Source organism: Microbulbifer mixtoriginis (SeqCode), assembly GCF_052466715.1.
This window is the reverse complement of sequence record NZ_CP174288.1, coordinates 2,697,867-2,722,624: the sequence shown is the minus strand read 5'-3', so window position 1 is coordinate 2,722,624 and position 24,758 is coordinate 2,697,867. Positions and strand designations below refer to the sequence as shown.

Sequence of the window (24,758 nt, the reverse complement as noted above, 5' to 3'; positions counted from 1 at the left end):
CGAGGCTAAATAATTACCATTCGACAATGGTCTTGAATTCTCTGGTTATGAAAGGATTGCAGAAGATTTAGAGGTCGATATTTATTTTGCCCACTTATTTTCATTCTGGGAAGGATTAACGAAAACACTAACGGCCCCATTCGACAGTATTTCCCAAAGGATGCCGACTTAAATAAAGTAACAGGTGAGCAAGTTCAATTTGTAATGGATCGTCTGAGTAGTAAACCTAGAGAGAGCCGGGGTAACAGGTCACCGAGTGAGTTATTTAAGGGACAGCAAGATGATCTACTACAGCATGAGGAATTGCAGTTATTAATTGAAATCAAGAAGTATTACTACAGGTAAAACCAAAACTTTGTTCCAGAATGGGCTGCAATTGCTCATCAGGAATATATCCCCTGAGCCAGCGCAGCGGCTTACCATTGGGTGCTATTAGAAAACTGAAGGGGGTGCCGGGAGTTTCACCCAGTACTTCTTGGAGTTTTCGATTCGCCTGGAACATGGGAAATTCCGGCCGCAATTTTCGATACTCAGCCAGTAGTGCTTTGCGCGACCCGTTGATACCGAGGGCAAGTGGTTGGAACTGTTGTGAACACTTCTGTGTAAGCCGGTTGAGTGCTCGAACCTGACGAAAGCACCAGGGGCAGTCGGGTTCTACCAGTACCATCAGGCTTGGCTTGTCTTTGAAATGCTGCAAGTTGATACGCTCAGGCCCGGCAAGGCTGCGCAATTTAAAATCGAATAGGGAAGTGGGAACTTCAGTCGCGCCAGTCGGCGCGAACAGAATTGTGAAGAGTACGAGCCAGGTTCGCATTACAGGTTCCAGTCGAAGCCCAGGTAGAATTCACGGCCGCGCAGGGGACCATAGATATAGGCTACGTCATAGGCACCACTGGCATCCCAGAACAGAGGGGTTTCCCCTTCCTCGACTTGGGTGTAATCCGTGAGATTGTTGCCGCCCAGGTACAGACTGAGGTTTTCACTCATATCAAAGGTCAATTTCATATCCAGTGTCCAATAGGCGTCTGCGTTTGTACTCTTTAACGAGACGTCGCCCAATTGGTTAAAGCCCTCATAGCCAAATTCATCCAGGTCGCGGGCGCCTACCCAGGTGGCGCTAGCGTATAGCATCCAGTAATCGGCTTTGTAATCCAGATTGAATAGCGCACGTTGCTCCACTGGGGCAATGGCAAAGGATTCCCGGAAAACATCGTCGTAATCGTAGGTCTCTAGAGTGCCGCCAATAGATAGATTGTCGTTCAGCGCATAACTGAGAGTAATGTCGGCAGCGCCTACAGAGGCACTTTCCTGCATTTGGCTAAGCAGCGGTACCCCGTCCTCGGTTTCACTTAATGCCGCGAGGTTATCTACTTCGGTAAATGCCAATGACAGGGTACTGTTAAGGCGCTCCCCTTCGAAGCTCAGCGCATAAGTTGCAGATAGAGACTTCTCCAGACTTTCAATGTCGATGGCAAAGCCATCTCCGGCATCCAGGATGCCGTGATCCGTTTCGAAAAAGGATAGGGGGGCTCGGTAGCCTCGCCCCATCGCTACGCGGGAGGTCCATTGATCGTCGTGCTGGTAGCGCAAGTCTATACGCGGGGCCACCACTGTTTCATCGATCTCGGTACCGGGTTTTTGCTCGGCGATGAAATCGGCTTTGGCATTATCCAGGCGTATGGCTAGTGCCACCTCAAGGTCAGGTGAGACTGTCCAGGTATCCTGCAGGTAAACACCGGTAGTTTGGTAGTCGAAACTATCTTCGATGTAGTTGTCGCTTTCGGCCCCTGCAGTAGAGTCGGAGCGCATGGATTCATCGCGAAGGTCGACACCAAACGTCAGCATATGCTGGTCGTTCAGGATCAGGTTGTTTCGCAGGTCGAAGTAATTGAGCGTGTCGGTAGCGCTGTAGTCGAACCCCTCGTAAAAGGAGTCCTGTTTATGCTCAGACCGGGCAACTGTCAGCAAAGTGTTATAGGACTGGTTAAATTCGTGTAGCCAGCTGCCGGAAATTTCACTGCGGGTGGTGGCTATCCATTCGGTGGTTTCCCAGGGTTTACCGATATATTGCTGTCGCACATCGTCGTCGACAAATAAGTGGTCAGACTCCACACCATCGTATCCGTGCAAGACCGAACCAATGCTGTCTCCCTGGGGGCCGCCAAAAATATTGGAGTCGATGTAGGCCGTGCGCAGGATCAGGTTGTCCCTTTCACCCAGGTCTTGCGAGAGACGCACCACGTAACTGGTATTTTCCTGTAACGGCGCTTCGCTGACGCCGTTATCATCGTTGTCCATCTGGTGATGTTTGTCATCCTGGATGACCAGCGATGTGCGGGTACGTTCATCATCGCTCAGATAGCCTGCCATCAAGCCAAGAAAATAACTGTCGTTGTCCTCCATGGAGGCATTTATATTGACGCCAGTTTCTTCTATCTCCTTGGAAATCACATTGATGGTTCCGCCGATTGCTTCGGGTGCCAGCAGTGATGCGCCAGCACCGCGGGCCACTTCGATACGTGAGATGCCGGTGGTGGCCAGTGCATCTACCGCGTAGTAGCCAGCCATCATCGTGTGTAAGGGAACGCCGTCGGTGAGGATGGTGGAATGCTCCCCACGCATACCATTCAGCATTACTCGTTTAACCCCGCACATAGAACATTCATTGGAAACCCTTACACCGGGGGATTTCTCAATGGCATCCGTCAGGTTTACCGCTTGCTGGGACTTGATCAGGCTCTCGTCTACGACTTCAGTCTTCTGTATGGCGTCCAAGAGGGCGCCGCGCTCATATAGTCGCTGGCGCACACCTATCACTAGGGTCTCCTCCATTACGGCGGCTTGATCTGAAGGAGTGTCGCTGGCAAAGGAGGTAGGGATTGCGGAGGAGAGGGCGATGGCAATCAAGCTTTTGCGAAACATGGGTTGATTCCCCAGAAGTGAACTTATCTCATATGATAATGATTCGCATTAGCGGTACAAGTGAGCAAAGGTGGTAGTTTTTTGCGTCTTGAAGATTGGAGGGGTAGGGGCTACGACTAGTGCCGTTCAGGCAGCTCGTTGTTGAATGATTGAAAAATGGTCGAAATATCAGATAAAGCCATTAGTATGATTTTTGATCTGCTGACTGGGTTGGCTGCTCAATTATTGAAAGCAAGAAGTAGATAGTTATAGTCTGTCTATATTTAACTTTGCTTCAGCAAATAACTTAATAAGTCTGAATAATTAATTGATAAATAACGATAGATATTGATATTGCCATGTAAATCAAGAATTTTATTTTAATAAATACTCCCCACCTAATTAAGGGGGGAGTGAATACAATTGCTCTAATTACTCATCACAAGGAATAATTTGGATATTTAAAAGCAACTGTGCTCCAACATCGGCAGAACGCAGAGAAAATAGGCTGTCGGCGCCGATTACTGTTGCAACCGTATCTGCTCTCGCAATAAGGGCCTCCCCATCGCACCCGGAATAGTAGGCAAATGGTGGGCGATCATTCAGGATAAAGTTCTCAAAGCCAGAGCTATTCCAGTTATTGTCATGACTCGGGCCTTGACTGCCAGAAAAAAAGTATTCTCTATGGAAATTGATAAGTGATCCATCGGCAGAAAATACTGTACCCCGCCAGTCAATATCTAATATGCCTACTGAAAATCCAGGTTCTACACTTAAAGGTATTGCCAAGTTACAATCAGAGCTAGCAATTGGATTTGAAGAATTTGTAACGGCGCTATATTTACTGAAAAGTATAGCGATATTTTTATTATCATCTGTTGCCGTAGCCGTTACTGACCCTACAGGGCAGCCTGTACCATTAACAGCGACTTCTCCAATTTCAATTTGTTGACCATCAATTAGTAAAGTTTTTGCCAAAGTGGGGATAGAAAGAATTGAACAAAGTGTGAGTGCTAGAATTTTATTAAGCATTGAAACTCTCCATTCCTTGAAAAGTGTGAGCGGTTAATTTTTATAAATTCTCTGTGTTAAATTCCGGTTAATCGTTCTGTCGTTGACGTCTCCTAATTAATTAGTTGGCTCATACTGCAAAATTCATATTTGCAATGTCAATTGGTTGCAGGCGTAATCATTGGTGGTGGTTTAGGTTTGAATATGTTTGTGAGCCGGGTCACGAATGGATTCAATGATAATTTATTAGTGCGGAAGGGGTAGAGATGTTGTTGTCTGAGGTTGTGCGTGGTTAATTATAGGGGGCGAAAAAGATGTGTCAGTGAGTGCGTTGTAATATTTATATGGATGGTGTTTCTATCGGGGGTTCATTAATGTTTTTTAATTGATGATTTAATGGCCAATTTTGTGTGGTGGGAATTGTTGTGAGAGAGTTGATTTATGGTGAGGGCCTTTTGATAGTGATATTTTTTAGGGTTTTAATCGTGATTAGATGAGAAGCTAGATACTGGATAGTTTGTAGGTGATAAATAAATTACTTTTGTCTGGTGGGGTAATGCCGATCAAATTAAAATAATTAAATTCAGCACTGAACCTTGTAGCTTCGACCTGAGGTATCATTCAGATACCCCTTTCGCAATGAAATTTCAGTAGTAAGTTACTGATCTTGTGGGTGTAAAATCCCCCTTTGATTAAAGGGGGAGTTAAGCAACCAAATTATTTTAGAGTTAAATATGGTAGTTCTAAGAAAGAACTCTGCAAAGACTGCTACTCCTCCGAATCTGGTGGTTCAGGGTTTTCTTTCTTTGAAGCTTCAGACAGAATTTTTCTTCCTCTATTCGCGATCTTCTCGGCTTCTTTGCTTGGATCACGGTTCCATCGCTTAGGGATCTTATCCCAGTCACTATATATGGTAAAAGGAAGCAAAAACTAAAACAGGTGTTTTCATTGGAAGTCTCAAGATGAAACAACTCAGGGCGACTGTTATTGAGTGGTTGTAATTATTTTGAAATATTTGCCGTCTAAGTTTGAACTTAAATTTAGACGGCGATGGCTGCTGTGCAAGTTATTTGGCTGAACTTGAAAGCTAAATCTATTCAAGTGAAAGCCAATTGGTAAATCTCCAGATTTTGTTAGCGGGACTTGAGGGGCTTTATCTTATTGGGGTTTGTAATAGCTATTTCAATACTCCAATCTGTTTTAAGAAACCATATTTGTCCCAGGTCACCCAGGTTTCTAGTATTTTTCCATCCTTGATTTTAACAAACTCTACGGCATCCCAGGTGATGGTTTTATTTGTTGGAGTTTCCCCCATAAATGATCCTGTATGATTGGCGCTAACTTTTACATGGGTTGCGACAAGATCTCCCTCGGCGACTTGCATTGAATCAATCAGTTTTACATTTTTAAAGGCCGTATGAAATTTGGCGACTTCGGCTTTGAATTCCTTTAAATTACGTTTTTGTGAACCGGTACTTAAATTTGTGGCCGAGTCTAGGTTGTTGATATAATTAGGCGCCAAAATTGAATCAGGATTGACCTTTGACCCACTGTGCCATAGGTCGGCTGCCTGCATGGCAATTTTTTTATTTTCTTCAAGGTTATTTGATTGGGCAATCGCATTGCAGGCAATACCTAACAGCAAGAAAGTTACAGTTAGTGCCAAAGAGTAAGGGTGCTTGGACATCTAAATTCTCCCAATGTAAAGTTTTTTACCTGATAGGCTGGTTAGGTGTGAAAATGATAGGTCCTAAATAGCTTTAGAGTATGGGGGCAAACTTGGGGATTTGTAGCGTGAGCAGGTAATTTGGCAACTTTCACTTCATTGTAGGGTAGTTAGGTTATAAAAATTTCACGAACACAAACAAGAAAAATTGCGCGAGTGCCAAAAGGAGGATGGAATAATCTGAATAGATATTGATGTGACTAAAACAAAATGATTGAACTTTTTTAGTTATGAAAAATAACTTTGAAATGCAGAGCTATTGATGGCAAATGACTCTATGAAATATTTGCCCTTTTAATGCTCGGCACCGTATTTTCTTTAGAAAGGGTGTACTTCCATACCAAATTACTTCAGTAGCCTCTCGACACTTTCAATAATTTTCTCAGCTGTAAACTCGAAGTACTGCATGACTTCCTGGCCGGGTGCAGATTTGCCAAAGTTATCCATTCCGATGATTTCACCGTCAAAGCCTACGAACTTGTGCCAATAGTCTTTATGACTAGCCTCTTCCACCACCCGGATGCGGAGAGTACTGGGGAGAACTGATTCACGGTACGGTTCTTCCTGTTCCAAAAAGGTTTCTATGCAAGGCATGGACACAACCCGAATTCTCTTGCTGGTGAGCTTTCTTTTAGCAGCTATGGCCTGCTCGACTTCAGAGCCGGTCGCAATAATGATTGCCTCAGGAGCGCCTTCGCAGTCGTACAGTACATAACCACCTTTTTCAATTTGTGCTATCTGCGTGGTATTTCGTTCCTGCGGAGCTAAATCCTGACGACTGAATACTAGTGCAGTGGGCCCCTCTTTGCGTGTAATAGCCATCTTCCAGCTTACCGCTGATTCCGTAGTGTCACAGGGGCGCCAAGTGTGTAGATTCGGTGTAGAACGCAAGGCGCTGAGTTGCTCCACCGGCTGATGAGTTGGACCGTTTTCACCTATTCCGATGGAGTCATGGGTATAGACGAATATAACTTGTTGCTTCATTAATGCCGCCATACGCACGGCATTTCGAGCATACTCCATAAAAACCAAAAAGGTAGCACCATAAGGTATAAAACCTCCGTGCAGAGCAATGCCATTCATTATGGCGCTCATACCAAATTCACGAACTCCGTAGTGTATATAGTTGCCTGAAGCATCTTTCTTATTCAACCTTTTAGAGCCGGACCATAGGCTAAAACAAGGGCCGGCTAAATCGGCTGAACCACCTAGGAGTTCGGGCAACAGAGGCCCGTAAACATTCAGTGTATTCTGGCTCGCTTTACGAGAGGGGATTCTTAATGCATCTTTTTGACATTGCTTAATGTAGCTATCGGCTTTTACCAGGAAATCTGGTGGAAGTTTTCCACTCTCACGACGCACAAACTCGAGTGCTATCTCAGGATACTCCTCACGATATTTAGCGAAGAGACTCTTCCACTCCTTCTCTAATGCTTTACCTTTAGACCTTTGATCCCAATATGCATAGATATCTTCAGGGATCTTAAAAGGAGGGTGGTCCCAACCAATCGTTTTGCGAACGAGAGCTATTTCCTCCTCCCCGAGTGGTTGACCATGGCATTCCTTTCGGCCTTGCTTATTTGGGGAGCCGAAGCCGATCACGGTTTTACAGCAAATAATGGTGGGCTTATCAGAACATGCATGGGCTTTTTCAATTGCTGCTTTAATCGCAATTGCGTCATGGCCGTCAACATTAGGGATGACGTGCCAATGGTAGGACTCGAAACGCTTGGGTGTATCGTCAGTAAACCAACCTTCAATCTGCCCATCGTCAGAAATGCCGTTGTCGTCATAGAATGCGATCAACTTGCCCAAGCCTAAAGTACTAGCCAGAGAGCATACTTCATGGGATATGCCTTCCATCAGGCATCCATCCCCCATAAATACATAGGTGTGGTGATTGATCAACTTATAGCCTGGGCGGTTAAATTGAGCCGCCAGTACTTTTTCCGCCAGGGCCATACCTACGGCATTAGCAACCCCCTGGCCTAGGGGGCCTGTGGTGGCCTCAACACCAGGTGTGCAACCATATTCCGGGTGGTCCGGGGTCTTGGAGTGCAATTGGCAGAAATTCATCAGTTCTTCGATTGATAAGTCGTAGCCGCAAAGGTGCAACAGGGCATACAACAATATGGAACCGTGTCCATTAGAGAGGACAAAGCGGTCACGGTTAGGCCAATTCGGGTTAGCTGGGTTGTGCTTTAGGTAATCGTTCCATAAGACCTCCGCAACGTCTGCCATACCCATAGGTGTACCAGGGTGCCCGCTATTGGCTTTTTGGACTGCATCCATGGATAAAGCACGAATCGCATTGGCCATGCTTCTTCTATAAGGAGAGGAGACCATGTAAATGTACTCTGGTGCTTTGAAAGCCGAAGCATCACCTTTACAAAAGGAGATCCCCAACTTAATAAGTGACAAACTAGTAATATAATAATTTTACAGTTTAATTTTATATGACATAAACAATGAGCAATTTGTTGACCTTTGCAAAAGATGTTGACCTGTATTTGGCGGCATTAATGATGATAAGGAGTTATTTGCGTCTTTACAAAAATAGCCTGTTTTTTTAAGAAATTTACAATCTAAAGAATTGTAATAATCATGATAAAAAGAAATAAAGACTGTATGTTAAAGATCTGTTGTGGATTACATATCTTGAAATATCTCTACCGCCGGGATCATTACTAAATTTCTTGGGGAAAAATTAGTGTGCATGTCAAAGAGTAAGAAAAGTCTAATTACATACTATGTTTCATTCATTGATCTGTTGATGCTCTTGGAATAAATAAGGTTAGCTAAAGATCAATAGTTGTTGATTTACATGTCTCCATCATAAAGGTTAGAGGGGATGTTATGAATACAAGGTATTTTCAATGAGTCCAGAACCATTTTCGAGAGAGCTTGGGCCCCAAGAAGCATTATTTATTGAAATGAATAGGTTATCTCGTGGTGGCCTGCAATTTGTTTCTTTTATAAAAGTCTGTGAGCCCTTGCAAATGGAGTCCTTGCGAGAGGGGTTGACTTACTTGCATAAGCGTCATCCATTTTTGAGGGCGCGTGTAAAAAGGGGAGAGCGATTAAGGTGGGTTTGTGATGTTGATTTTGTTGATGTGCCAATAGAAGTAACTTCAATTTTTGATCAGCTTGATTTGGAGAAAGAGTTTAGGGAACTTGCTGAGACCTTCATTGAAACAGAGGAGCATGTATATAGATTAAGGGTATATACAAATAAACAAGGCCTTGTTGATTGGATTTGTTTTATAAATATACATGCCATACTTGATGGCAGATCCCTCATGACGCTATTCTCTGATCTTGACAAGTTCCTATGCCTTCATGAAAAGCCAAGGCATGAAGTTAAATCACTCCCTTTGCTAAATAGTATTGCTAGTCAACTAGAGGCTTCTGGATATTGTGGTGAGAAGAAATTTGAGCATCAAATAGAAGGGGGAAGCCGTTGGGCGGTTGAGAAGAAAGCGTCAGTCGCAGATAGAAGAGCTTGTGCTAAGTCCTATTTAGTATCACCAAAAAAAATTGAAAGACTAGCTAGTTTAGCTAAAAAAAAATCAGATTAAGCTAACGGCGCTTTATTGTGCTGTTGCATCAGTTGCTGCTCGGGTTATGCCGGCGTGTAGAAATTTGCCAGAAGTTATTTTCACGATGGATGCTCGACTATTGTGCAACCCTATTATCCCGAGTGATCATGTTGGTTCATTTTCAGAAACTGCCAGCCTAAAATTACCACCAAACGCAACAAGCTCCGATATTTTCGAGGTAGCCAAGCTTTTGAACAATGAGATTAATTTAGTGCTCCTCAAACAAAAACCAATGACAAAAAGCTTAAGATCTGACTATAGCATAGAGGAGGTCACCCGCATGGCTGCTGAGATCACTGCGCCGAAAGAATGCTTTCCGGCTGGTATTCTTGTTTCAAATGTAGGGAATATGCGACTTCTTGCAAATGAAATGCGATATTTTGAAATTCGAAAAGGGATGATTAGTTTGAAAACTGCAATTAACCCATTAATGATTATAAATTATACGACTTATCGCAACTCGGCTTTTGTATTCGGTTATTGTGAGCCTTTGATTAGCGAAGATAGTATCTCTGCGTATATTGATGAATATATGGGTATCATTAACAGATTGATCTCTAATGTTAAATGTTAAATGTTAAATGTTAAATGTTAAATGTTAGTTTAATATTGCGTCTTGCAAACTGTTGGTCAGTTGATTAACTGAAATATTTTCCGAAGTATAAGTATCAGTCATATTGCAATGCAATCTATTGAACACAATAATTTTATGATTTAGCCCTACAGGTCTGATTGATTAAATGGTTAATAGTATGATTCGTTGATGGGGTATATATCAGAAAATCTGAGATATAGCTAAGTCGCAGAATTCGAGCCTTTAATTTTAATATGAGTGAATCTATAGTAGTTAAGACTTGGCTTGACCGTACACTTTATTTAAATAGGAAATGATCCTGCCAAGTCTGAACTAATCTAACTGATACTTTACTCCACTGCTATTTTTTAGGCCTGATTCTCAGAGGCTTAACATTTCACGTAGCCGAGTGGCTGGCCGTCTGGCAACCTCTATTTCTTTCCCATCGGTCATGGTTATTATTAATCCACTATTAACCCACGGTTCTATATTCTTAATAAAGTTTAGATTGATAATTTGTTGTCGATTTACACGGAAGAATACTTCTGGGTTTAATCGTTGTTCTATTTTGGTTAGAGATTTATAGATAAAAGGCTTGCTGTCATCGAAAAATACTTGAGCATGGTTGCCGCAGTTTTCAAAGTATCGAATTTTTCCAATTTCGATTAACCAGCAACGCTCCCCATCCTTGATAAATATTTTATTGTTGGAGTCTAAATAGCTTGTTGAGCTATTTGTATGCTCGGTGGGTGTTTCACTTGACGTCTTATCGAGAGCTTTCTTTAGTTTTTCAGGGTTTATGGGTTTAAGTAGATAATCCAGTGCATTTACTTTAAAAGCTTGTATGGCGTATTCGTCATAAGCTGTTGTAAAAATAACCTGAGGTGTGAAATCCAGTTTTTCAAGTATGTCAAAGCCATTGCCATCAGGAAGATTGATATCCAAGAATACTAAATCAGGCTTTTCCTCTGATATAAGGAGAATAGCTTCTTCACAGTTTTTTGCTTCTGCTATTAAGTTTATATTCTTATAAGGTTTGAGTAACTCTCTTAATTCATTGCGTGCGAGTCGAGAATCTTCAACGATAATGGCTTTCACTTCTTATACCACTAATTGTAAGGGAGAGGAGGGAATATGGCACTGAGCAACTACCTGGGAGCCCTGCTGTTCAATTCCAAAATATGTCTTGTCTCCATATTGTATGGTTAACCTTTTTTGTATATTGATTAACCCCAGGCCGGTATTACCACTCTCTTTGGTTGACTCTCTGATGAGAGTACCTGGATTTATCACAGTGATTACCATATGACTGTCTTCTTTGGTGATTTTAACCACTAGTTCACCGCCTTGTTTACATTTTTCTATTCCATGGCGAACGGCATTCTCGGCAAGCAGCTGGATTAGGAGTGGAGGTATCCGCTCTCCCGTTAAATCCTCGTTAACTTCTAATATGAAAGACAACCGATCTTCATATTGTATTTTCAAAAGTTCGATATACTGACAAACGATTTCCAATTCATCTCTTAATGGTACAGTTTTATGCTTATGGGCCATTAACGTATAACGCAGAAGGTCAGAAAGGTTAGTTAGCATCTCTCTTGACTTGCTAGAATCTTCAAGGATTAGAGCACGAATATTATTTAATCCGTTAAAAAGAAAATGAGGGTTTAGTTGTCCCATTAATGCGCTCATTTTAACTTCGTTAAGTTGTAGCTTGAGTTGTGTTGAGTCTTGCTCAGCTTTGCTCAATCGATCTTGATTTACCGCGGTAAGGTAAATCAGTGTCCAAGTTAGCATAAGGAGAGTGAGAACAAGCCAGTTGTCAAAGGTGGCCATCCAGAAAGAGGGGGGGACCGCGTATCCTACAAAACTATAGTAAGTATATACAATGCTAACTGCAAAGCAGGCACAGACAAATCCAAGAATGATAGATGCGACGAGCAAATATGCCCATTGTTGATACCAATTTTTCTCAAAAAGATTAAAACGATATATGATTTCCCGAATAATAAGAGTGGAGAAACCGATAGTTAAAGCTAAAGTTGCTATGCTTATGGCAATCTTATCGAGGTTATCCTGGGTCAAAAGCCCCATTGTGAATGTATTGAAGAGTGAGAACAGCATCCAGCCACCAAAGTGGTAGGCTAAGAATGTTTTAGAGGGGGCTGGAGACTTCAGAAACTTCATAGAGTATACATCATAATAAAATGGCTCCTAAACTAGGAGCCGAAGTTGCTTTTTTTGTTGTGGTTAAAAACGTTCATTCAGCCACGAGGACATTACTTCGAGAGCAATAGGTGAAAAGCTCTCCTCTAGTTCGGCATACTCTGAAAATGAGCCCTTATTGGCTATTTGAAAAAGGTGGTTCATTTTATTCAGCTCGATAGTTTTAAAGTCTTTATGTCCAGCGCTGCTCAATATTGATTGTATATTACTTAGGTTCATTTTTGCATCAACCTGGTAGTCAAGTGAGCCATTAAGAGCCAGAAGTGGTGACTTTGTTTGTTTCAAATAAGGTTCAGGATTGAACTTAACAAAATAACGGAACCAAGGAGTAGTATACTGCTTCTTTAGTTGTTCAACCTGAGCATCCAACTCCTCTTCCTGAGCACCTTCGAGCTTCACGCTTTCATAAAGCAGCTCATGAATCTCATCATTAAGACTTTCATTCATTCCGAGTTGAGCAATTCTTTCAAAAATCTCCTTATCCAACTGGCTAAGTCTTTGCATATTTTGTTCAGGTAAGTTATTGAACTTACGATTTCGGTGCCACTGATCAACCAGTAGCTTAGGTATTTTAACTCCTGGTCCAGCGAGTAAGATGGTAAATCCAATATCATTTCGACTACTGGCAACCATGGGAGCTATCATACCGCCTTCGCTGTGTCCAATTAATCCAACTTTACCCTTTGGGAGATCTTTACGGCTGTTTAAATAATCTACAGCTGCGTTAGCGTCACTGGCGAAATCCTTGCTGGTTGCTGCTTGAAAATCACCACTTGAGCCGCCAATACCGCGGTCGTCATAGCGAAATACTGCATATCCTTGCCGTGTCAAGTGATCGGCGATTACCGCAAATGGCTTATGGCCAAACAGGGTTTCATCCCGGTCTTGAGGCCCAGAACCACTGATCAGAACAGCAGTTGCTTTGATATTAGACTTTGGTTTGGTCAGTGTTCCCGAAATGATATTGCCTGTCGCAGCATTCTTAAAGCTTACTTCCTCTATAGCATACGGAAATGGGCCCTTTGGTGTTTGGGAGCGCTTTTTAGTCCTGTTCTTTGTATCTTCAGATGCCCGGCTAAAGTTCAGAGGCGATGTCACTTCCTGGCTGATAGACCCAAACACAAGATCAACTGCTGCACTGTAAGTGCCTTTGTAGTTAATCTGTAAGTCTTCTACTTCGAAAGTGATACTGCTGTCCCGAATTTCCAGCATAGATATTTCTACTCCCTTAGCCCCAAGGGAAGGGCTATCTAAGGAGCCTTTCCACATACCGTTATCTTCTTCCAGGTGAATGACTACAGGTATATTCTTTTCACCATTAATCTGGGCTACGGACCTCCAATCACCCTCTAAACCTGAAGCCATTACATTGGTTGATATTAAGCCAGTTGTGAAGATTACTGTTTTCAAGTGCCACTTGGCTTTTGCAAAAAGTGTTTTAATAGGCTGCATTTGTACTCTTCCTGTACCTACTTGTTGAATGGTTGATATTCTACTTGTCGATTAGCCCGGTGTTATAAATTTAGTAGGAGTGGCTTCCTGAGGGGATGAATGGTAGGGAGGGGCGATGAGCGGTCTAGGATTACTCTGAATAGGAAATTCAAACAGATATCTTGCTCATAAAGTGGTTGACCACAGACTTGAGACCAGGGTGCAAAGTATTCTAGTTTTGCTGTGATCGATTTCTCTAAAAGGAAATTAGTCGGCCGATAGATCTTTGAGGGTTTACTAATTATCAGCTCCAGTATGGAGCGTTTATTATCAATATCTATAAGGTTTTGCCAATAGATTTGAATCGTTAGATATAATCTAAGTATACCCACTCGATTTTATTTTTAATTAAATTGCATTTCGCTTGAATGTAATAAAATGGCTCCAAGATAGGAGCCATAAAATTCTAGACAAATCTAGATTTTGAATCGTTCGTTTAACCATTTAGTAATTACAAGTAATGCCTTTGGCGAAAAGCCTTCTTCTAGTTCTGCATACTCATTAAATGAACCACTATTTGCTACTTGAAAAAGATGATTCATTCTATCAAGTTCAATGACCGTAAAATCTTTATGTTTGACTCTATTTAATACTGATTGTATATTACCTAAATTCATTTTTGCATCAACTTGAAAGTCTAGAGAACCATTAAGAGCCAATAGCGGAGCTTTTGTTTGTTCTAAATAGAATTCTGGATTGAACCTTATGAAATCACGAAATATCAATGTAGAGTACTCTTTCTTTACCTCTTCAAATTGAGTGTTTATGTCCTCTTCGGGCACCCCCTCAAGCCTGATGCTGGAATAAATAAGATCCTGAATCGTATCATTAAGTGGTTCATTTAATTCAAGATTACCAATTTTTTCTAGGATTTCCTTATCTAACTCTTTCAATTTGTTTAATATTTCTTCAGATAATCCATTAAATTTACGACCACGGTACCACTGATCAACAAGCAAATTTGGTATTTTAACTGCAGGCCCAGCAAGTAAAATGGCAAATGCAATATCATCACGCCTACTGGCAACCATAGGAGCTATCATACCGCCTTCACTGTGGCCAATTAAACCAGTTTTACCCTGGGGTAGGTCGTTACGGCTGTTTAAATAGTCAACAGCTGCACTGGTGTCACTTGCGAAGTCTTTTGTAGTTGCTGTTTGATAGCTGCCACTAGATCCACCAACGCCTCGGTCATCGTAGCGTAATACTGCATATCCTTGCCGGGTTAGGTGGTCAGCTATTACGGCAAAAGGTTTATGTCCAAAAAGAGATTCATCTCTATCTTGGGGACCACTACCACTGATAAGTACAGCCGTTGCTTTAATTCTGGATGCTGGCCTGGTTAAAGTCCCCGAAATTAGATTACTTGTCTCTTTATTTTTAAAATTGACATCTTCAATAATATATGGAATAGGTTTTTTTTGTGTTTGTGAATGATTGCTAGAACCATCAATATGGTCATTTATCCTGCTAAAAAATGTAAGAGATGATGCACCTTTCTTAATGTTTGCACCAGCGATTAGGTCTACCTGATTAATGTAACTTCCCTCGTATTTGATATCTAGGGCTTCTACCTCGAAAGCAATTCTATTATCTATAACATCCAGACCAGTAATGCCTAATTTCATTTCCTCCAAAGATGGGCTATTTAATACGCCAGTCCATTCACCGCTATTCTCCTCTAGTTGCACCACTATTGGTATGATCTTCTCATCATTTGTTTTAAGCATCGATCTCCAGTCGCCTTCAATGTCAGTGGCCATAGCGTTGGAAGTCAATAAAGTGGCTAGGATTAATGACTTTAATCGCCACTTGGTAACTCTAAATTTCGTTTTGATCGTTTTCATCAGTAATTATTCCATAGGGTTAGTTGAATGGCTGGCATTCTAGATGTTGATTAACTTTGTGCAGTTAATTTAGTAGGGGAGGTTTTATATAATGGATGAGCGGTAAAGAAAGATGATGAATGGCTAGGTCCTGCGCAAAAGTAAACAGGTTCTATCGTGCCAGTTACTTTGGGTAATGTCCTTTCAGCTTGTTTTTGTTCGCTAGGCGAAAGATGGTTCTGTGTAGACGGTCAGTTTTAGCAGTTGAGCATACAGCATAAGTAGCTCAAAAGGACCACTCTTACTGTCAATCGCTCTAAAAGTCAGGGGAATCTCGGAGTTATTCTGAGGCTTCGTCAATGTTATAGTTTGGTGAGTGTCCTTTCTTATACACTAATACTGTTCTCATAAAGCGCATAAATAGTTCGCCATCTTGCTTGAAGCCACGAGTCGCAACCGTCACTATTCCTTGAGTGGGGCGGGAATGCGATTCTCGTTTAGATAGGATCTCACTCTCTGCGTAGATGGTGTCTCCCTCAAAAACAGGTTTCAGTAGCTGTACCTTATCCCACTCTAAATTGGCTACTACCTTCTTGCTGATAGTGTTTACTGTCATTCCAGTTATAATCGCCAGGGTTAAAGTACTATCCACTAAGGGTAACTGCCACTCGGTTTTTTGTGCATAGTGGGCGTCAAAGTGTAACTGTGCCGTATTCATTGTTAATAGTGTCATCCAGGTATTGTCTGTTCGAGTTAATGTCCTACCTGGACGATGTTCAATGATCATACCTTCTGTGAAGTCTTCGAAGTAAAATCCAAAGTCTTCCCGGTAGCGATTATCGTTAATTTTTTTATATGGCTGGAATTGCATGACCACCACTTCCCTTTAAGTTTTAGCTAAGTTTATTGAATATAGAGATAACTTGCTTTGCTTTGGAGTAAACCGGTACATCAATCATCTCCCCTTGGTATTGACATGCTTTACCCTTTGAATTGTTATAGATTTCTACTATTTTCTCTGCTTTTTCGTATTGTTCTTGAGTAGGCTTGAAAGAGGACTTGATAGCAGAAATTTGTTTGGGGTGAATGGCGGCCTTGCCATTGAATCCCATCCCCTTAACGATATTTAGTTCTTTATTTAGTCCATCTTCATTATTGAAATCAAAATAGGGGGAGTCAAAGCAGGCCAGATTGTTTGCTGCTGAAGCTTCCACGATTTTACTACGTGCAGAGCTTAGAACGTTTATTGAGTTGTCACAGTTGAGGTCGCTGGCATAGTCTGCGGCACCAAACATTAAGGCCTGCAGTTTTTGGGGACTGTCCTTAGCGATATTGTCGATATTCATTGTTCCATTGGCAGTTTCGATTAAAGCAATAATGGCTATGTCCGTATAAGTTTGAGCGAGGAGTTTATCAAGTTGTTGGATGTCATTAGGAGACTCTGTCTTTGGGTAAAGTACAGCGTCGATTTGTAACTTGGTTGTAGTAATGGCAAGTATGTCTTTTAGTCCTTCATTGCTCGTTAGGTGGTTGATTCGAATAATATTGGCTGTATTGTCGCTTTGGCTCATGGTGCAGTAGTGAATAGCATTGTCTCTGGCTAATTGCTTATCACTACAGGGTACACTGTCTTCGAGATCGATAATAATTGCGCTGGCTTCTACCTCTGCTGCTTTCTGAAAAAGATTGGGCTTATTACCTGGCGTAAAAAGCAGTGCAGGATGAATGTGTAGGTTGATCATAAGGTTGGTTAGATAAAGTTGTGTTCTTTCGCCCGCTTTATCAGGTTGTCTCTAAAGTCTGGGTGTGCAATGTTAATTAGGGCATGTGTACGTTCTGTGGTCGACTTACCCATAAGCTGGCAGCAACCGTACTCAGTTACGACATAGTCAACATCCAGTCTAGAGTCTGTTGTGATTGTATTTAGGCGCGGTACAACCCGGGAAATTTTCCCTCCCTGTGCCGTAGAACTACTCGCCAATATGGTTTTACCATTTCTTGAGTAATATACGCCTCTGATAAAATCCAATTGTCCACCCACCCCAGAGAATTGATGATCGATAAATTCTGCATTTACCTGTCCATTAAAATCGATCTCAATAAAGGAATTGACTGAGATCATGTTGTCAATTTGAGCAATAGTTTGTGGTTCATTCACGTAGGAGACTGGTAGGCAGGCCATTGAAGGGTTGTTATCAATAAAGTCATAGAGTGTCCTATCCCCTATGGCAAAGGTGAACACATTGAGGTGGGTGTTTAGTTTTTTGCGTGAATTATTAACCGCACCAGATTTGATTAGGTCTATCATTCCGGAGGTGATGACCTCTGTATGTATCCCTAGATTCTTCTTGTTTACCAACTGCTCGCACACGGCATTGGGAACACCTCCAATCCCCATTTGAATTGTAGCGCCATCAGGTATTAGCGGTGCAATATAATCGCTAATTTTCTTATCCAGTTCAGAGGTTTCTCTTTGCGGCTCTTCAATTAATGGGGTGTCGTTTTCTATAATTGCATTTACTTCACTAATGTGAAGTAATGTGCCCCCAGAAGTTTTCGGCATGTTTTTGTTGACTTCAACGATGAGTTGGTCTGCATGTCTGGATAACTCAATCGCATAATCTCCACTAGTACCAAAATTGAAATATCCATATTTATCCATTGGGGATACAGTTACGAGGAAAGCATCTAGATTCACTTGCCTTTTTATAATTTCCGGGTATCGACTAAAAGAAATGGGAACATAATTGATATACTTCTTCCCTTTGGCGAAGCCTTTCTTTGCAAGCTTGACCTCGTCTTTGGTAAGCATGGATGAGAAGGGCCTGACGCGGTCTAGCAAGTCCTCCTGAAAGATTGTCTTCATCGCGACACCGCCACAACGCATGTAATAAACCATGAGTTTTTTTATGTCGCCTGCCCGAATCCGGTTTTCTAAAGCTTTAAGTAAAGCTGGCGGGGTTGCTACGCGCATACCCATGGAGATGATACTCTCGCTGGGTATAGAGGCTACGGCATTATCGGCTGTGGTTAGCTTTCTTTGGTATTGATCTTCGTGATTCATAGTGGGCTAAATTTTCGGTGCCTTAGGTGGGTTTTTGCCGTGTTTTTGGTGGATTTCTTGTCTTCCGTGAGCCTTGACTTTTATGTGTAGGGTTTGAAATATTTTTAATAAAATAGATTTCGTAAGGTTTAAATTATACTTTTGACCTGTTGGGGAAGATGAATATTCTGCAGGTTTACCTTGCCTTGCTACGCATCTATGCCATTGTTCCAGGGCATTATAGGTGACATTTAGAGGGCTAAGATCGATCAAGTGATATATTGGGGTTGTTTCGCGACTATTTTTCTAGCAACTGTTTCAAAGCTTCATTAAATTAATTGATTTGCAGGCAATATAGAAAAATGCTCTTTAAGTAGATGCATAGCGATTCTACCTGACGACCAAGCGGCGGTAGTTTCTTTGTCATGTTAAAGTTCGCCCAACCTTACTGTGTCGCACATACCTTCTAAACTTTCTGCCATGTTGTTTCAACGGTACCCTTCTATTCCTGCGGTGAGGGCAAAACAGGCCAATTTTATGGCGGGCAGGCTGTATCGTAGCGGATTCCCAATCCGGAGCTTTGTTGTACGAACAGGCGTCATTTCTTTGTTTTCTATCTTGCCCCTGAGTGCAAAATCCACAAGAGATTTTCAAAATAAACAGAGTTATCAATGAGGTTGGGACTACCTTTGTCACGTTTTAGTTGGGGGAAGACATGGCTCAAGAAATTTCACTGTGTGTCTGTTAATTCTGACTTAATTCTACTCACACCTACTGTTCTTATCATTCTATTCGATCATAAGAATAACTGATTTCAATTTATGAAAAAGTTTCTAATATTATTTTATTTCTCGCTAGAGAGTTGACTCTCTCCGTGAAATAAATATTGGCAATGCAAATTAAATTTACGGGTAATGAATTGTGATGTTTTACTTTGATTGTGTTTGTGCATGGGATCGTTAATAGATTCAACAATCATGTATTTACGTGATGTGGAATAGAGGTTTGATCAGATTTGTGTGAGCGGCCGAATATAATCTAGAAAAATGTTGGTCAATTTTGGCGTTTATGGTTTTGGCGGTGATTAGAAATTCAGTTTATATATTGTAGCGATGTAAAGCGACCATGAAATATCATAAACCAGATTTGATAGGGTTTTAGGCGAGCTGTATAGAAAATTCCGTCAGGGCCTCCCTAGGTTTAATTGAGTTTTTTTTAAATTCTTGGTGTGTAAAAAACGGGGGCTTATTGCCATAAACCCCCGAATCCTGTGAGATCAATTATTGATTGGTTACTTAGCGCCAAACACCCCATTGCCCGGTTGTGCCTGGCTCTTCACCCCTGGTCCACCATCCGGCAGTCCATGTTTTACCATTATGGCTTACCGTGTCCCCTGCAGTGTAGATTTGGTTACTGTCCCAGGTTTGAATAGTGGGATCTGTGGGATCTGTGGGATCTGTGGGATCTGTGGGATCTGTGGGATCTGTGGGATCTGTGGGTGTCGAGGGTTCAACGACAAAGGAGTAGACCTCGTCATCATTGGCAGAACTACTACTTACGGTTAACTTGAAACTCAACTCGTGTCGGGCATTGGTTAAACTTGAAGTGTCAATAACCAATGCACCACTCGGCCCGGCTGCTGTTTCCACTGGGCTGCCACTCACTTGAGACCATTGGGTATCTGTGATGTTTCCTGTACTTTCTCCTGTAGAGAGCACCAGTAATTCACCGTGCTCTACCTTGGCTATGTCGAGAGGCTTTAACACCTTGGGCGTAATAGACGCAATCAATTCACTGCCATTACTTGTGATGCTGAACTGGCCTGAAGCGCGTGCATCTTTAGAGTTGAAATAGTTGCCATGCAAGTCGCCTTGGAAATACATGTAATGGTTCATTTCCTCATGCCAGCGACCGATAAAGACATTTCCATTGTGATTGGATTGATACCAGCCAGTAACTTGAGATGCTAGCAGTCTATCCCAATCATTTTTATTGTCCTCAGTAATTGCTAATGAAAACGATGAGTGTTCCTCACCATTTTTATTGAAGACCGTATAATTGACAGTATCCCCTACAGCTACTGAATCGATATTAATACCCTGCGGGATAAAGGTGTTGCCTTGAATAAGGTATGGCTCTGTTGTACCCGGATCAGGTTCGGTAGGAGGTTGAACATCACCATTTACAATGGTGATATCACTACAGTTGTAGAAACCTTCACCCGCTGCATCTACTCGTTGCCAGCGTACAAATAAAATCGCATTGCCTACTCTGTCTTGAGGGATCGTAACATTCATTCGGTATTGGCTATTCACAACTGGCACATCGCCCACTTCCTGAATAAGCTCCAAGTCATCCCAGGCGAGAGGCTTTGAAAGGTCAGCATTGGGCTTGGTTAGATAAAACTGCCAAAAAGAGGGGTTGTGCGGTGCGGTTGCATTGAATACGTATTCAAAGGTTCCAGCGTTAACTTCAACTCGGCTCCAAGTGTCTGTAGCTGCACCCATGCCCTTTTTTTGTGGGTCATTGGCATAGCAGAGTGTTCCATCTGGAATGGCTGCTTTTACGGCCGTAAAATTATTGTAGTCAGGAATGTTGATGGAAAATTCATTGTGTTGCTGAAATGGATAAGACCCAGAGATGGTTTTTGCTAATGCACAGCCAGGATTTGGGGGAGTTCCAGACCAGACATTCCCTTGGTCATAGCATATTTTTTGCCTCGCCTTTGGGTATTCAGACCAGCCGTGAGCTTGAACCTGCAAGCTGAAAGGCATCAGTAGTAATGTGGCAATGGCACATTTTGTTCTTAATAGCATGGATTTACTCCTGGTATCTCTATTTTTGTGAGTCCGTTAACTTCGTGAATAAAAGTACTTCACGGTGGTTGAATTCTTGTAATAAAAATCTGTTTGTAGAGTGTTCCTTTAGATGATGTCGAAAAAATCTAGGTGATACTCTAAATTTAAAATCCAGTGTGAACTGTGACGAAGGTTGAGTTTTTTATTACTTAAAAAATGTGAAAAAATTTCGAATTAATATTTGTGTTTGTTCAGTTGCATCACTCAAACAGACATTCGGTTTGGATGTGGGTTCCCGTTGGTAGGGTAAAATCTAACTTCTTGGTTTCTCTTTCTGGCTAAATTACCTATGACCAGCTCTGCTATTTGGGTCTAGATATCTCCTTTTTGATCCCGATATCTCAGCCAAATAAAGTCAAAATACGATGTTAAGGGTAAAACTTCTGGTTTTTTTCTCTTCAGCGGATTTATATGTGGCTTCGTGAACGTCTGGTTTTAGTGGCCTGGATGGATAACAAAACTGGAGAGTCTGTATGGTCATTTCTTTTTATTGCAAACATCGTGGTTCAATGACCACAGGGCCACACTGTGACGATTTTGGCATAACACGCTTTCAGTTTCCTTGAGGGGCTTCAGGTAAATTACTTGGAGTTAAAGGCACTGTGGGAATTTTATTTAGGGCACTTATTTGGTGGTTTATTTGAAGTTGTGTTCTCTGCCCACTTGAACAGGCCCTCTCTAAAGCTTAGGTGAGCAATGTTGGTCAGTGCGTGTGTGTGGTCAGTCGAGGGTTTTCCCATTGATTGACAGTAGCCATATTCTGTAACAATGTAGTCAACATCAAGTCTCGAGTCTGTTGAGAGTGTATTTAATCGAGGCTCAATTTTTGAAACGCTTCCTTTTTAAATGGTAGAGCCACTTGCTAATGTAGTTTTATAAAATCCAGCTGACCATCAACACCTGGAATTGATGATCAATAAATTTGACGTTAACCAGCCCATTGAAATCGATCCCAATAAAGGGGCCAACCGAGATCAAGTTGTCAATTTTTCATTCTGGAATAGTAAAGCAGTCTGTTTGTTGGAATGCCTCAAATTGCTTGTATGTATATCGATTTGTACATATCCATGAGGAAGTTGCTGATGTCACTATGAGCTTGTGAACCATTCAATAGGCAATAGGCAATAGGCAATAGGCATTTGTTTTACGAAAAGGTAAGAAAAGAGATTTTTATGGAACTTGGCAGGAAAGCCCTTTTAGCGGCGTGGCGTGGAGAAATAGAAGACGAAGATTGAGTGAGTGGCCGGTCAATGACCGGCCGTTTGATATTCCAGTCTTTATTCCACAGAAGACCGAATTAAGTAGTCAAACGCTCCCAGTGCCGCTGTGGCCCCTGCGCCCATTGAGATCACAATTTGCTTGTAGGGGGCAGTAGTGGCATCGCCGGCAGCGTAGACGCCTGGAATGGAAGTTGCGCCGCGCTCATCGATTTGAATTTCACCCATACGATTCATTACGACATCACTCTCTTTGAGGAATTCTGTATTTGGCACTAGTCCGATTTGCACAAAGACTCCTGCAAGGTCGAGCTTTTTGCTCTCTCCCGATTTTCGATCGGTGTAGGCAAGGCCATTGACTTTGTTACCATCCCCCAATACTTCGGTAGTTTGTGCATTGAGGATAATATCGATGTTGTCCATTTGTTGTGCCTTGCGCACCAGTACTTCATCGGCACGCAGTGAGTCAGCGAACTCCAGTACGGTGACATGTTCGACAATTCCAGCAAGATCAATAGCCGCTTCAATACCAGAGTTACCGCCGCCAATAACCGCTACGTGCTTACCTTTAAAGAAGGGCCCATCGCAATGGGGGCAGTAGGCTACGCCCTTGGTACGGTATTCCGCTTCGCCAGGTACACCAAGCTCTCTCCATCTTGCACCAGTGGCCAGTACCACAGAGCGACTGGATAGGCTGGCACCGCTCTTTAGTTCTATATCTACCAGTTCATTGCGCTGTAAATTTGCCGCACGTTGGTCAGTAATAATATCTACACCGTATTCTTTAACGTGCTGTTCCAGGCTGGCTGCTAGCTTCGGGCCTTCTGTATAAGGTACGGAGATAAAGTTCTCGATGCCTACGGTATCCATCACCTGGCCGCCGAAACGTTCGGCTACTAACCCGGTGCGAATACCTTTACGCGCAGCGTAGATGGCAGCTGCTGCGCCGGCAGGTCCACCACCAATGACTAGTAGGTCGTAAGGAGCTTTGTCATTCAGTTTTTCAGATTTGCGTTTTGCGGCACCTGTATCCAGTTTGCCAATAATCTCCTCAAGGGACATTCTGCCTTGGCCAAAGTGTTCGCCGTTTAAGTAGACTGCAGGTACCGCCATTACATTGCGTTGTTCTACTTCCTGCTGAAACAACCCTCCATCGATCATCTCGTGAGTAATGTTCGGGTTGAGGGTGGCCATCAGGTTCAGTGCCTGTACGACATCCGGGCAATTTTGGCAGGAGAGAGAAATATAGGTTTCAAAGTGAAATTTACCTTCCAGATTACGTACTTGCTCCAGCAGCTGCGGGTCTGCCTTGGATGGGTGGCCACCCGCTTGCAGGAGTGCCAGAACCAATGAGGTGAATTCGTGGCCCAGGGGAATACCGGCAAAGCTTACGCGGGGTTCCTCTCCAGCAGGGGCGATAGCCATGCTTGGTGTGCGCTTGGCCTGGCCCTGCTGTGCAGTAATTTTTTTGGAGAGCCCGGAGATTTGATCTACCAGGGTTTCCAGCTCTTTCGATTTTTCGCTGTTATCTGTGGACACACGAATCTCGATCGGTTTGACGATATTCTGCAGGTAAGTGTCCAGTTGTTTTTTCAGGTTTGCGTCCAACATCGGTGTGTCCTTTCTCTAACTAATTCAGGCTTGGTTGTGGCCCATCATCTAGATGGGCCGGGTCAGAGGTATTGGGTTTATATCTTGCCTACCAGATCGAGGGAGGGTGCTAAGGTTTCTTCACCTTCCTTCCACTTAGCAGGGCAGACTTCTCCAGGGTGAGCGGCGATGTACTGGGCCGCTTTGATCTTGCGCAACAGCTCACTGGCATCGCGGCCTATTCCGCCGGCTGTGATCTCCACAATCTGGATACGACCTTCCGGGTCGATGACAAAGGTGCCGCGATCGGCAATGCCTTCTTCTTCGATCATCACACCGAAGTTACGAGTGATGGTGCCGGTAGGGTCGCCAATCATGGGGTATTGAATTTTACCGATGGTGTCGGAAGAGTCGTGCCAGGCCTTGTGGGTGAAGTGGGTATCGGTAGATACGGAGTAGATCTCCACACCCAACTTTTTGAACTCTTCGTAGTTGTCCGCCAGATCACCCAGCTCGGTGGGGCACACAAAGGTGAAGTCTGCGGGATAGAAGAAGAACACCGCCCACTTGCCCTTTACGTCGGCGTCGCTCATATCGAAGAAGTCGCCATTCTGATAGGCCTTGGCGTTAAAGGGCTTTAGTTGGGATTCGATGTAACGTGACATGGATAACTCCTTATTCATCACTTTCTAATCA

At 42.7% G+C, this 24,758-nt stretch carries 17 protein-coding genes and 2 pseudogenes; 3 read left to right on the top strand and 16 right to left on the bottom strand.

Annotated elements, in window-relative coordinates; genetic code table 11:
- Positions 1-13: 13 nt before the first annotated feature.
- Positions 14-345 (top strand): annotated as a pseudogene (locus ACJJH9_RS11975) (transposase); the annotation flags it as partial.
- On the opposite strand, the gene ACJJH9_RS11970 reads toward ACJJH9_RS11975, so the two are convergent.
- The 5 genes from ACJJH9_RS11970 to tkt all read right to left on the bottom strand — a co-directional run bounded on the left by ACJJH9_RS11970 (position 323) and on the right by tkt (position 7,984).
- Complete coding sequence (locus ACJJH9_RS11970; protein ID WP_444922898.1) at positions 323-814, bottom strand: TlpA family protein disulfide reductase; 492 nt, start codon at positions 812-814, stop codon at positions 323-325. The pseudogene ACJJH9_RS11975 and the gene ACJJH9_RS11970 overlap by 23 nt on opposite strands.
- Positions 814-2,922, bottom strand: coding sequence for a TonB-dependent receptor plug domain-containing protein (locus ACJJH9_RS11965; RefSeq protein WP_444922897.1), 2,109 nt, complete (start codon positions 2,920-2,922; stop codon positions 814-816). The genes ACJJH9_RS11970 and ACJJH9_RS11965 overlap by 1 nt, the downstream gene beginning before the upstream one ends.
- A 411-nt stretch (positions 2,923-3,333) precedes the next feature.
- Positions 3,334-3,933, bottom strand: coding sequence for a DUF4360 domain-containing protein (locus ACJJH9_RS11960; RefSeq protein ID WP_444922896.1), 600 nt, complete (start codon positions 3,931-3,933; stop codon positions 3,334-3,336).
- A gap of 1,156 nt (positions 3,934-5,089) precedes the next feature.
- A complete protein-coding gene (locus ACJJH9_RS11955) occupies positions 5,090-5,599 on the bottom strand; it encodes an ester cyclase (RefSeq protein ID WP_444905195.1) in 510 nt (169 codons plus the stop codon).
- Between the two features lie 384 nt (positions 5,600-5,983).
- Positions 5,984-7,984, bottom strand: a complete 2,001-nt coding sequence (gene tkt, locus ACJJH9_RS11950) for a transketolase (protein ID WP_444922895.1) — start codon at positions 7,982-7,984, stop codon at positions 5,984-5,986.
- 530 nt (positions 7,985-8,514) lie between these two features.
- Between tkt and ACJJH9_RS11945 the strand changes: the two genes are divergently transcribed.
- Both ACJJH9_RS11945 and ACJJH9_RS11940 read left to right on the top strand, forming a co-directional pair.
- Positions 8,515-9,216, top strand: a complete 702-nt coding sequence (locus ACJJH9_RS11945; protein WP_444922894.1) for a condensation domain-containing protein — start codon at positions 8,515-8,517, stop codon at positions 9,214-9,216.
- A gap of 64 nt (positions 9,217-9,280) precedes the next feature.
- Complete coding sequence (locus ACJJH9_RS11940; protein ID WP_444922893.1) at positions 9,281-9,811, top strand: hypothetical protein; 531 nt, start codon at positions 9,281-9,283, stop codon at positions 9,809-9,811.
- Between the two features lie 381 nt (positions 9,812-10,192).
- Here the strand turns inward: ACJJH9_RS11940 and ACJJH9_RS11935 are convergent, their stop codons facing one another.
- From ACJJH9_RS11935 to ahpC, 11 genes and pseudogenes are all read right to left on the bottom strand, one after another.
- Positions 10,193-10,909, bottom strand: coding sequence for a LytR/AlgR family response regulator transcription factor (locus ACJJH9_RS11935; RefSeq protein WP_444922892.1), 717 nt, complete (start codon positions 10,907-10,909; stop codon positions 10,193-10,195).
- 3 nt (positions 10,910-10,912) lie between these two features.
- Positions 10,913-11,998, bottom strand: coding sequence for a sensor histidine kinase (locus tag ACJJH9_RS11930; RefSeq protein ID WP_444922891.1), 1,086 nt, complete (start codon positions 11,996-11,998; stop codon positions 10,913-10,915).
- Between the two features lie 63 nt (positions 11,999-12,061).
- A complete protein-coding gene (locus ACJJH9_RS11925) occupies positions 12,062-13,489 on the bottom strand; it encodes an alpha/beta hydrolase family protein (protein WP_444922890.1) in 1,428 nt (475 codons plus the stop codon).
- Between the two features lie 455 nt (positions 13,490-13,944).
- Complete coding sequence (locus ACJJH9_RS11920; RefSeq protein WP_444922889.1) at positions 13,945-15,375, bottom strand: alpha/beta hydrolase family protein; 1,431 nt, start codon at positions 15,373-15,375, stop codon at positions 13,945-13,947.
- Between the two features lie 319 nt (positions 15,376-15,694).
- Positions 15,695-16,225: a MaoC/PaaZ C-terminal domain-containing protein gene (locus tag ACJJH9_RS11915; RefSeq protein WP_444922888.1), complete on the bottom strand. Its 531-nt coding sequence runs from the start codon at positions 16,223-16,225 to the stop codon at positions 15,695-15,697.
- A 22-nt stretch (positions 16,226-16,247) separates the two neighbouring features.
- A complete protein-coding gene (locus tag ACJJH9_RS11910) occupies positions 16,248-17,096 on the bottom strand; it encodes an HpcH/HpaI aldolase/citrate lyase family protein (RefSeq protein ID WP_444922887.1) in 849 nt (282 codons plus the stop codon).
- A gap of 8 nt (positions 17,097-17,104) precedes the next feature.
- Positions 17,105-18,418, bottom strand: coding sequence for an acetyl-CoA hydrolase/transferase family protein (locus ACJJH9_RS11905; RefSeq protein ID WP_444922886.1), 1,314 nt, complete (start codon positions 18,416-18,418; stop codon positions 17,105-17,107).
- A 1,274-nt stretch (positions 18,419-19,692) separates the two neighbouring features.
- Positions 19,693-21,213, bottom strand: a complete 1,521-nt coding sequence (locus ACJJH9_RS11900) for a lytic polysaccharide monooxygenase (RefSeq protein WP_444922885.1) — start codon at positions 21,211-21,213, stop codon at positions 19,693-19,695.
- 653 nt (positions 21,214-21,866) lie between these two features.
- Positions 21,867-22,085, bottom strand: a pseudogene (locus ACJJH9_RS11895) (acetyl-CoA hydrolase/transferase C-terminal domain-containing protein); the annotation flags it as partial.
- A gap of 447 nt (positions 22,086-22,532) precedes the next feature.
- Complete coding sequence (gene ahpF, locus ACJJH9_RS11890) at positions 22,533-24,083, bottom strand: alkyl hydroperoxide reductase subunit F (protein ID WP_444922884.1); 1,551 nt, start codon at positions 24,081-24,083, stop codon at positions 22,533-22,535.
- A 77-nt stretch (positions 24,084-24,160) separates the two neighbouring features.
- Positions 24,161-24,727, bottom strand: a complete 567-nt coding sequence (ahpC, locus tag ACJJH9_RS11885) for an alkyl hydroperoxide reductase subunit C (protein WP_252082168.1) — start codon at positions 24,725-24,727, stop codon at positions 24,161-24,163.
- Between the last annotated feature and the right edge of the window lie 31 nt (positions 24,728-24,758).